Origin of the sequence: Dolichospermum sp. UHCC 0259 (assembly GCF_009711935.1) — a bacterium.
Taxonomy (GTDB): Bacteria; Cyanobacteriota; Cyanobacteriia; order Cyanobacteriales; family Nostocaceae; genus Dolichospermum.
Genome location: NZ_VIKX01000099.1, coordinates 1 through 10,252, shown reverse-complemented (window position 1 = coordinate 10,252; position 10,252 = coordinate 1). Strand labels below are relative to the sequence as shown.

The window sequence follows — 10,252 nt, the reverse complement described above, 5'->3', positions numbered from 1 at the left end:
CCTACTTCTACCTACCCTATAAACTCTCGAAAGTGGGGGGAGAGTGAAAAACTACATTAGACTTAGTGGACTACCTTTGGGGAGACCACCCAAAAATGTCAGTAAAGAAAATAAGAAACAGGCTGCTTATGACGAAGGTATTCGTAACTGTATTGAAGGTAAATTTGGGCAGGGTAAACGAAGATTTAGTTACCTAGTAATCGCTCTTCCTGTAAGTCGTGATTTTTAAGCGATCGCTATTCCCTTCAGTCTTGATTATTAGGCGATAGCGAAGCGCTCCGTAGGAATCGCAATGACTGTGAGTCATGATTTTTAGTTAATAGACATCAAATTCTCAAAAGGATGACGATTTTTCCAGCGGTAAGTATTAAAGTCCCGAAAATCAACAGATAGAATCCGCCCATGCCCCAAATGTTCGGCAAGAATAATCAATGAAGCGTCCGCTAAATCCATTGGCAGAGAACTATATTGATTCATCAATTCACTGATTCTTTTCCCATCTTGAACTTTGAGATCAAAAACCTCAAAAGCACCAATTTCTAAGCTATAAATAAACGTCTGTTGAGCATTTGCGCCTGTACGGTTCAAGAGAATATGACAAGCTTCCGTAATCACACACCATGTTGTAACCAGAGGCTCATCAATCGTATCTAGAACTTCTTGAGCGAGAACATGATAATCATCACGGCGATTGATTAGTGCTATCCAAAAGCCAGAATCAACGATTACCATATTTTTCGTTAAGACTGTCAGTGAGATATTGCTTGTAATTAACCGACAAATCAGAGTCCCCTTCAGCACAACCAATCAGCCCTGATTCTCTAAGGAGTTGCAAAGGTTTTACAGGGGATTCTTGATGTAATTTTTCATAATAAAGATCGATCGCCACTTTCATAATGTCAGACACACCTTGATTTGTCCGCTGGCGAATGTAATTAAACTTACTAGCGCGATCGCTATCGAGCCTTGCATTAACTCTCATATTTTTACTTGTCATAACTCTGTATGACAATACTATAGCTCAAAAAATTCAAAGTTAAGTAAGTAGGTGAACAGAAAAATTTAAAGGTATGTGAAGAAAAGTAAAATCACTCAAAACTCTCTTCCTGTTCCCTGTTCCCTGCGATGCCCTGAGCCTGTCGAAGGGTCGAAGTGTTCCCTTGCCCCAACGACAATTTTTAACGCCAACCTACTTAGTTGCATTCGTATATTTTACCGAAATCAAGAAATTCAGCGGACATCTTTCAACTAGGATTCTGCTTTGAATAAGTTACTCCTCTATTTTTGTGTCGCTACAATTACCTGTGCTTCTCTCAAGACTTTATCTCCGCATAAATAACCCCTGACTACTTCCTGAATCACGGTATTTTCTGTGATATCTGCCCTTGATTGACGACCCACAGCATACATTGTTTGGGAGTCAAAGGGTTTACCCTGGGCGACAATGGGAACAACACGGCGTTGTTTGAGTATTTCTAAAAGCGATCGCCTAATTAACTCTACTCCCTGCTGATTACTGGTGAAAATTTCCGTTAATGATTCTGATATAGGTAATCTTTCTGGCTCTTTAGATTCCGTATAATTACCATTAATCCAATCTATTAGCTTTTCCCAAAAGCCTTTTTGGATTAATGGTTTTGAGTTTGAGGTAGTAGATAATCCTTCTAGTTCTTCTTGCCAGTAAGTACAAGCCTGATCTAAAGCATCCACAACACCCAGTAAATCCTTGAGCAGTTTCTCCTGCTGCTGCTCAAATTTTCCCGATGCCTGTTTTTGAATTTCTTCCAAACGTATTGGCATCTGTTCTTGTTCTGTCCGAGTCACTGCCAATGCTTGCACTAAAGCATCTTGGGTAGAATGCAATAATTTTCCCTGTTGTTTAACTTCATGGCGCAGAGCAGTCCATTCGGATACCATTTGATAGGGATCAAAGGTATGAGCAGATGATGGTGGTTCACCTAAATATTCAGGTGATATTTGTTCTGATTGTAAATAATCTAGAAAATTTGCAAATAAAGCTTCTTTATCATTGGTCATTGGTAATTGGTAATTGGTAATTGGTGATTGGTAAATACGTAGTAGGCATTATCAATTATTTAAAATGTCGCACGAATTAGATCATCTAAGCTAACTTCTAGTTGAGCTAGAGCTTTTTCTCGCAACTGTTTTAATATCTCTGGATTCAGTTCTGCTTCCAGGGGACGAACTTTCAAAAAGTCCCCATATTGACTTGTCTCTCCTTTACGAAGTGCTTCATAAGCTCCTCGAATTGCCTTGAACTCTTCTGGATAAGTATGGGCGGGAAATTCCCGGAGCTTGGCATGATACGCTGCTTTAATTTGGGCGCTGGTTGCTCCTGGTGAAATTCCTAAACGTTCGTAGTAGTCAGCCATAAATAATTTCCAATTATGATAACATCAATTGAACTATCAGTCCTTATCTGTGTTTATCTGCGTTTATCTGCGGTTAATTACTCTTGATATCTGACTTTTAAAGCAATTCCTGAAAACCTACTTTTTTTCTACCCTTGCGTTTTTTAGGGGGAGATGATGAATTTCTAAATAAAAAGTCTAAATTTATGCCATCATCATCATCTTCGTCGTCGTCGTCATCGTCATCGTCTTCATCATCTGAGAAATCAGACATATTGTTGAACATCATTTTTTTGAGTTCTGGAAGCATCCGTTCCAACTCCGCTGGAGACATTTTGTCACCAAATAATTTTTTAATCATCTCTTCTACTAAATCACCCATATCTGACATATCGAGATTGTCAAATCGGTCTGGATCTGGCATGGCACTCTGAGTTTCTCTATCATGAATAAATGCCTGTTCTTCTCGAAATGCTTGTAAGGCTTTGGCATCTTGTAGACGACGGGCTAATTCAAATCCTTGTTGTTTTAATTGTTCATAGTTTGGGTGATCAACGTCATAAGTAGTGGCTTTAGCTAATAGCAATAAGGGGTTTTGGGGTTCTCGACGGAGTGCTTCATCTAGGAACGGAACAAGGGTTTTAATTTCGCCAAAACGGCGGGCTTGAAGTTGAATATTTGCCACCGCATTGCCCGGTTGGGGCATGGTATCAAGATAGGAACGCACGGGAATTTCTAGTTTTTTGGAACTATTTTCTTTGACGGATAAGATAATTAAATTGGCAACTCTGGCTTCTGGGTATTCTATGGATAGGTTGATTAACTTTTGCTGATACTGACTTATTAAAGCAGCGATGCCTTTTTCTCGTTTGGCAAAGAGTTGAATAGAAAGAGCGATCGCTTGCAATACGGAAATTTGTTCTTCACCTCCTAATTTTTGGAGAAGAGTTTCCCATAGTTGGGCTGCGACTTTTTGGTCTAATGAAACTCGACCACCGGAATTGGGCAGACTTTGGACTGCATTCACGAATATCTGACAAGCACGAATAGCCGGATCTTGCGGATTTTCTCCCTCTACAAAACGGCTAAATAAGGGATAACTTAAGGTAGAGAGCGCATCTATCCAAGGTGATGTTTCTACGTCAGGTTCAATATTCACATCGCCAAAATGCTTGCCAAATTTGCGCCGAGCTTCATTGAATGCTTGTTTGTTATCTAGTCTCTTCCAACAATGCAGCAACATTCCATAAACTTCTCCATACCGACATCCATTTTCTAATGCTTGGGTTAGGAGTGCGATCGCATCATCATAATTTTCTTCTCCTGCTTCAATTAATCCCTTACGTCCCAGCACTTCTGGTGATGTCGGACAGATCCGTTCTGCTTGTTGCACAGATCCCATAGCTGCACGCTGACGATCTATTGCCATATAGGAATCTGCCATCCAGCAGTGGAGATGTGCTTGGGTCGCTTTCAATCGTTGTGTAGTCCATTCTTGAGGGTTTCGTTTCGCTTCTTGGTCTAACCACTTCAAAAACCGTGTTAACAGGCGTGGACGTTCTTGATCGTTATCATTAGCATCGAAAACTTCTAAGAGATTGATTGCCAGTTGGGGGTTAAAAGGTTGCTCTGTCAACAAAGGCTGCCAGAATAGTTCAGCATAGCTTGGTTCTCCTTGATTCAGCGCTTCTTGTCCGGCTAGGGTAAACAGAGGTGGACGGAGACTTTCTAGTTCTGGAAAGCGTGGGGAACGTCGCTCCATCTTCAACAGCAAATGGGCGGCATTCGAGTGATTACCTTGGTCAATCAATTGCAGCATTCGCAACACTGCTAATGCTTCTTGGCTATTTTTATCTACTGTTGCCCGTGAATTTATAGATTGAAAGGGTTTTTGTTCTGTTTTTCCCTGTTGAAAAACTGCCAAGCGCTCTAAAATTGGATGCTCCAAATACTTTGGTTGACCATAAGCAGATGAAGGTGATTTTAACCCCAAAAGATGAGCCGCAGCATCCCAATTACCATTGACTTGTTGAGTATAAACCATCCAAGCTAGGGGCAAATCTCCATCGGTAACGGCTCGCTTAATTTTCTGAAAAGATGTTAAAGCTGTTTCTGGTTGCCCATTTTTGAGTGCCAGAACACCTCGTACCCAGTGAAGTTGGTTAGCACTAAAGCGTTTGGATTGTTCTTGAATTAATTGCTCAACTGTAGCGGTATCGCCTTTGAGTAACAAGAGTTTTAGGTAAGAGATGCTGTATTCTTTGGGTAGAGTAGCTGCCTCAAAGGCATTTTTCAGCAATTTTAATGCCGTATCTAATTGCTTCAATTCCAACAAACATCTCGCTTGCCAGTAGTGAACTTCTCCCACTAAACCAAATTCTAGAGCGCGAGCAAAGGATTTTTCTGCCTGTTTAAAATCTTGCTTTTGAAATTCTTGCTGACCCCGTAGCAACCAAATCTCTGATTCTGGGGGACTAAATTCAATATTAGGGTGCGATAGCGAAGCGCTCCGCAGGAATCGCTGATTTTTCTTAATTTCTTCTAATGCTTGCCGATATTTTTTTTGGTTCAGCAATTCTTGTAGTTGCTTCTGGAAGGAGTTTTCCGCAACTTTTGTCTCTGTGCTAGAGACCTGTGGTTGTGAGTGCTGTTTCGACTGATTTTTAACCACTGGGCTTTCTTCCTAATTGTTTTGTGATTTTTACCCCGATAGTTAAGGGCGGCTCCAACTACTTGCTTAATTTCTATATTAGTAGGCAGTTCGCATTAATGTTACAGCGATTTGTAACATTTTCCTCTCAAAAGAGGATTGGAAAAGTTTGTTCATAGTATATACTGAGAAATATTTTTTACTAAAATTCAGACTTTTTCCATGTCTTCTCATGCGAAAATTGCATGAATTAATTGTCATTAATAATTATGAATACCAATAATATAGCTTTGCAGAAAACATATATTCACACTGAATTAAGTTAATAATTTATGGGGTATTATATGGGATATTATATTAACGCCAATATATTGCACTTAAACCAAACAGGAGAAACTGCTATTGCCATTGAGTAATCATCAGAAAAATCACAAGTCCACAAATGAAAAATTACTACCGAAAATGCAGGTGAAGGCAAAGCAGTTAATAACTCAGATGACAACTCTATCATCTGGAATCTTGGGCAGAATAGCCAGCAGCGATAAACCTTTTTATCGTCGTTTTTGGTTTTGGGCAGGATTAGGTGTTGGTAGTGGGATCATTGCTTTCCATTACACAATCTTAGAAATAGATAAAAATTTACCAGATCAGTCCGCGCTCAGAGCATTAGTACGAGAGCAAACACTGACAATTAAAGCTGCTGATGGTAGTGTGCTACAACAGCAGGGGGAAGCTACAAGAGAACAACTGAAAATAGAGCAAATACCAGACACTTTAAAGAAAGCTTTTATTGCTTCAGAAGATAGAAGATTTAATCAACACAATGGATTTGATCTCCAGGGAATTGCCAGAGCAGTTATCAATAACTTGCGATCGCAAAATGTGGTAGAAGGTGGCAGTACCATCACTCAACAGGTAGCGCGAATCCTCTTCCTCAAACAAGAAAAAACCTTTTGGCGTAAACTCAAAGAAGTCCGACTATCCCAAAAAATAGAACGAGAATTGAATAAAGACCAAATTCTCGAACGTTATCTCAATCTCGTATACTTAGGTTCTGGAGCTTATGGGGTGGGAGATGCCGCTTGGGTATACTTTAGTAAATCCGTAGACCAACTGACTTTATCAGAAATGGCTACCTTGGCTGGTTTAGCTCCTGCACCTAACGTCTACGCCCCCGATAAAAACCCGAAAACAGCTACAGAACGGCGCAATCTGGTGTTACAGCGGATGCTAGAAGATGGCATGATTACACCAACCGAAAAACAAGCCGCTACTGAGGAAGCATTAACAGTTAACAGCAATTTACCCAAACGGTTACAAGTTGATTTTCCCTATTTTACCACCTACGTTCAACAGGAATTACCAAAGCACGTTTCGGCTGACGTTTTGGCTAGTGGCGGTTTAATAGTAGAAACAACCTTAAACCCAACTTCGCAAAAAGCCGCAGAAGCCGCAGTTGCCAAGATATTAAAAAATGAAGGTCGGTGGCAAAACTTTAAACAAGCGGCTATGGTTGCCATAGATCCTCGAAATGGGGAAATTCAGGCAATGGTCGGTGGTAAAGACTTTGGTAAAAACCAGTTTAATCGCGTCACCCAAGCCCAACGACAACCAGGATCAACCTTTAAAGGTTTTGTCTATGCTACAGCGATCGCTACTGGCAAAAGTCCCTATGATAGTTATTTAGATGAACCCTTATTAATAGATGGTTATGAGCCAAAAAACTCCAATGAAAAATTCTCCGGTTGGTTAAATATCAGAGACTCATTCACCAAATCCATCAATACAATTGCGGTAAAAATCTTAATAGAAATAGGTTTTGAACCCACCATTAAACTTGCCCATGACATGGGAATTAAGTCAGAACTCAAACCTAACTATTCCTTGGCTCTTGGTTCTAATGAAGTCAACTTACTAGAACTGACCAACGCCTATGGTACATTCGCCAACCAAGGCAATTATATAGAATCTCATGGCATTCGTCGCATCCTCAACCGCGAAGGAGAGGTGATATGGTCAGCTAAATATAAACCCAAACAAGTTCTCGATGCTGATAGTAGCGCCATCATGACTTGGATGTTAAGAAATGTTGTCACCAGTGGCACCGGTGCTGCGGCTCAATTAGATGATAGACAAGTTGCCGGCAAAACAGGTACTACCGATGAATCCCGTGATTTATGGTTTATTGGTTATATTCCCCAGTTAGTTACTGGGGTCTGGTTAGGGAATGATAATAACACCCCTACCTATGGTAATAGTGGCAGTGCGGCTTATGCTTGGCATGAATTTATGGAAGAAGCCGTAGAAGGAATGCCTGTAGAAAAGTTTCCCCCACGACCTAAGTTAGAAAATCGTAAAGGCACTATCAAAGCCCAACCTCTCAAACCGAAAAAACTTGTCTATAAGTCGGTTGATAATAATAATCGCAAATCAGATACAGACAATACCGATAATTCTGATTCCTCAACTAGACGCAGAAGTAGAAGAAGATATAATCAATCACTAGATTCATCAAATTCAGAAGAAAATCGGCCAAGACGAAGACGGCGCTATAGTCAAGAGAATAATGATACATCTTCTTCTACCCGTCGCCGCCGCCGACGCAGTGAAGAATCCAATAGCGACTCCTCTTCTCAATCATCCCGTTCCCGACGCAGACGCAGTGAAGAATCACGACCTTCTAGATCATCCTCCCAAAACAACAGTTCTGGAGGATCTTCATCATCACAACCTTCCTGGAGAGAAAGACTCAAACCCGATGCTTCAGGAAATAATTGATGTTAAGTCAGGAGTCAGGAGTTCAGGAGGAAGAAGAAAGAAGAAAGAAGAAAGAAGAAAGAAGAAAGAAGAAAGAAGAAAGAAGAAAGAAGAATAGTTTTCACCAATAACCAATGACCAATGACCAATGACCAATAACCAATGACCAATGACCAATGACCAATGACCTATTCCCTAGAAACAGCAAAGATTTTTCCTGGGGTAGATGTGGGTGATTCACTCAGTTTATACTTTGTTAAGAAGTGTAATCTACATTAGACGAAATATACTCATGAGTTATTTATTGCTCCAAGCCCAAGTACCAGATACCGGAAATCACTTTCCCCTAGCGTTTACTTTGGTGTATGTAGTGGGTTTTGTCGCTGCTGTCACCATTGGTTCAATTGCCTGGTACAACTCCAAACGTCCCCCCGGTTGGGAAAATAAGGAACGCCCTGACGTTATTCCCAAGGTAGAAAAAGAATAGATTTGGTGATTGGTAATTGGTGATTGGTAATTGGTAATTGACAAGAATGTTTTACCCAGTCCCCAGTCCCCAGTCCCCAGTCCCCAGTCCCCAGTCCCCAGTCCCCAGTCCCCATTACCTAATTCTGTACATCTACCCAACGACGATAAAGCTTTTGAATTTGTTTAAGCACAGTTGCATGAATGCTGGGGTGAGCTTCACTAGACTTGCTTAACTCTTCCAATTGGGAGAGAAGTCTTGCTTCTTCAACAGCTACATCACCATCACTGTAAATTAAGCCACTGATAGCTTCAATTAAATCCTCGTAATCTTCCTGGGTTGGGCGATCGCCTAAATAATCTTTGACCCATTTATAACACTCATTCGGCTTAACTGGTACTAATTCATACAACCAAGGTTTAATCTCTGGATCATTGGCTAAACCTTTAACTTGGGCTATTTCTCGCAGATATTGCCGTTCTTCTGGTTGGATTTTGCCATCAATCCAAGCTGCTCCAATCAGGATTTTTACTAGGTTTTTTACATGAGAATTATTAACCATCACTGCCTCCTCTGGTAGATTCGGGCTTTGATTAAATCTTACAATCACTATTGGTATTCACTCGGAATCCTTAGTTTTTCTTAAGCGCACCATAAAAAAACCATCCATATCCTGTTGGTGAGGCCATACCTTCAACCATCCAGAGGTAGAAATATCCCCAAAATCAAAGCTGGGACGTTCAACTTGCCAATGGGGATTTGTTGCTAAAAACTCCGAAATTACCTCTTCATTTTCGGCTGGATGCAATGTACAAGTGGCATAAACTAAAACGCCACCAGTCTTGACAAAAGTGGCATTATGTGATAATAGTTCTTTTTGTAATTGGCGAAGTTCTTGAACAGAATCCGGTGTTTGTCGCCAACGCGCATCAGCGTGACGGTGCATAGTTCCTAAACCAGAGCAAGGAGCATCAAGTAATACACGGTCAGCAGTATTATAGAATTGTGGTAAATTGCGACTGTCTCCTATACAAATTTCGATAGATTGTAAATGCAGACGTTGGGCATTTTCTTTTAATTTCCGTAACCGAGAAGCAGTTTTATCACAGGCATAAATTTTGCCCTTATCTCCCATTAACTCAGCAATATGGGTGGTTTTTCCTCCTGGTGCAGCACAAACATCAATCACCACATTACCGGGTTGAGGGTCAAGCAAATGAGCAACTAATTGGGCGCTACTATCTTGGACAGTCCACCAACCTTCATCAAAACCAGGTAAATTTTGAATTGCACCGTTATTACCAATTAATCGTAAAGCTTGAGGTAAATGGGGAATAGGTTTGACGACAATACCAGCAGATGCAAAGGCTGATTCTACTTCTATTAAAGAACTACGCAGGATATTTACTCGTAAATCAATAGTTGGGGTTTGATTCATCCAATTACAAAGTTTTTCTGTTTCCTCAAAACCTAATTGTGATAACCAAACTTCAATGATCCAATTAGGAAAACTGTGTAAAATTCCTAATTTTTCTACGGGATTTTCTGGTAGTTTTAACGGTTCTGATGATTTTTCTGTAAGTCGGAGATATTGACGTAATAAACCATTAACAAACCCAGTTAAACCAGGAAAACCATTTTCTTTTGCTAATTCAACTGTGGTATTGACAGCCGCAGAAACGGGGATTCTTTCTTGATAACGTAGTTGGTAAAAACCCAAATGTAAAATAGTGCGAAGGTCTTTGGGTTGTTGTTGGTTTTTCTTAGTAGCGAGTTGGTCAATAATAGCGTCTAAAGTGCGTTGTCTTCTCACACTTCCATAAACTAATTCTGTCATTAACCGACGGTCATGATCGGGTAACTTAAACTTTTGTAATACACGGTCTAAAGCAACATCAGCGTAAGCTCCTTTGTGAACTTCTTTAAGAGCAATAAAGGCTAATTGACGGGGATTTGTCATGGAAAGGGGAGTGGGGGATGTTTAAAGGTTTTGTCTATGCTACAGCG

9 protein-coding genes and 1 pseudogene are annotated in these 10,252 nt (G+C 40.5%); 3 read left to right on the top strand and 7 right to left on the bottom strand.

Annotated features, from left to right (window positions below):
* Window positions 1-55: 55 nt before the first annotated feature.
* A pseudogene (locus FJR05_RS07625) lies at window positions 56-190 on the top strand (transposase); the annotation flags it as partial.
* Between the two features lie 122 nt (window positions 191-312).
* Here FJR05_RS07625 and FJR05_RS07620 read toward each other — a convergent pair.
* From FJR05_RS07620 to FJR05_RS07600, 5 genes are all read right to left on the bottom strand, one after another.
* Window positions 313-732 (bottom strand): type II toxin-antitoxin system VapC family toxin, encoded by a 420-nt coding sequence (locus FJR05_RS07620; protein WP_168643566.1) that lies wholly within the window; start codon window positions 730-732, stop codon window positions 313-315.
* Complete coding sequence (locus FJR05_RS07615; protein WP_254446796.1) at window positions 719-997, bottom strand: ribbon-helix-helix domain-containing protein; 279 nt, start codon at window positions 995-997, stop codon at window positions 719-721. The genes FJR05_RS07620 and FJR05_RS07615 overlap by 14 nt, the downstream gene beginning before the upstream one ends.
* A 281-nt stretch (window positions 998-1,278) precedes the next feature.
* On the bottom strand, window positions 1,279-2,037 hold the full coding sequence (locus FJR05_RS07610) for a nucleotide exchange factor GrpE (protein WP_168643565.1): 759 nt from the start codon (window positions 2,035-2,037) through the stop codon (window positions 1,279-1,281).
* A gap of 59 nt (window positions 2,038-2,096) precedes the next feature.
* Window positions 2,097-2,393 carry a J domain-containing protein gene (locus FJR05_RS07605; protein ID WP_168643564.1) on the bottom strand — a complete coding sequence of 99 codons (297 nt, stop codon included), beginning with the start codon at window positions 2,391-2,393 and terminating at the stop codon, window positions 2,097-2,099.
* A 97-nt stretch (window positions 2,394-2,490) separates the two neighbouring features.
* The gene (locus FJR05_RS07600) at window positions 2,491-5,043 is read right to left on the bottom strand and encodes a tetratricopeptide repeat protein (RefSeq protein ID WP_168643563.1); all 2,553 of its coding nucleotides are present in this window, start codon (window positions 5,041-5,043) and stop codon (window positions 2,491-2,493) included.
* 381 nt (window positions 5,044-5,424) lie between these two features.
* Between FJR05_RS07600 and FJR05_RS07595 the strand changes: the two genes are divergently transcribed.
* Together FJR05_RS07595 and psb35 are read left to right on the top strand one after the other, a co-directional pair.
* Window positions 5,425-7,800 carry a transglycosylase domain-containing protein gene (locus tag FJR05_RS07595; RefSeq protein WP_371416854.1) on the top strand — a complete coding sequence of 792 codons (2,376 nt, stop codon included), beginning with the start codon at window positions 5,425-5,427 and terminating at the stop codon, window positions 7,798-7,800.
* 271 nt (window positions 7,801-8,071) lie between these two features.
* Window positions 8,072-8,266, top strand: coding sequence for a photosystem II assembly protein Psb35 (psb35, locus tag FJR05_RS07590; RefSeq protein WP_168643562.1), 195 nt, complete (start codon window positions 8,072-8,074; stop codon window positions 8,264-8,266).
* Between the two features lie 118 nt (window positions 8,267-8,384).
* Here psb35 and FJR05_RS07585 read toward each other — a convergent pair whose 3' ends face one another.
* Both FJR05_RS07585 and FJR05_RS07580 read right to left on the bottom strand, forming a co-directional pair.
* Window positions 8,385-8,807, bottom strand: a complete 423-nt coding sequence (locus FJR05_RS07585) for a TerB family tellurite resistance protein (protein WP_168643561.1) — start codon at window positions 8,805-8,807, stop codon at window positions 8,385-8,387.
* Window positions 8,808-8,864: 57 nt separating this feature from the next.
* Window positions 8,865-10,205 carry a 16S rRNA (cytosine(967)-C(5))-methyltransferase gene (locus tag FJR05_RS07580; RefSeq protein ID WP_168643560.1) on the bottom strand — a complete coding sequence of 447 codons (1,341 nt, stop codon included), beginning with the start codon at window positions 10,203-10,205 and terminating at the stop codon, window positions 8,865-8,867.
* Between the last annotated feature and the right edge of the window lie 47 nt (window positions 10,206-10,252).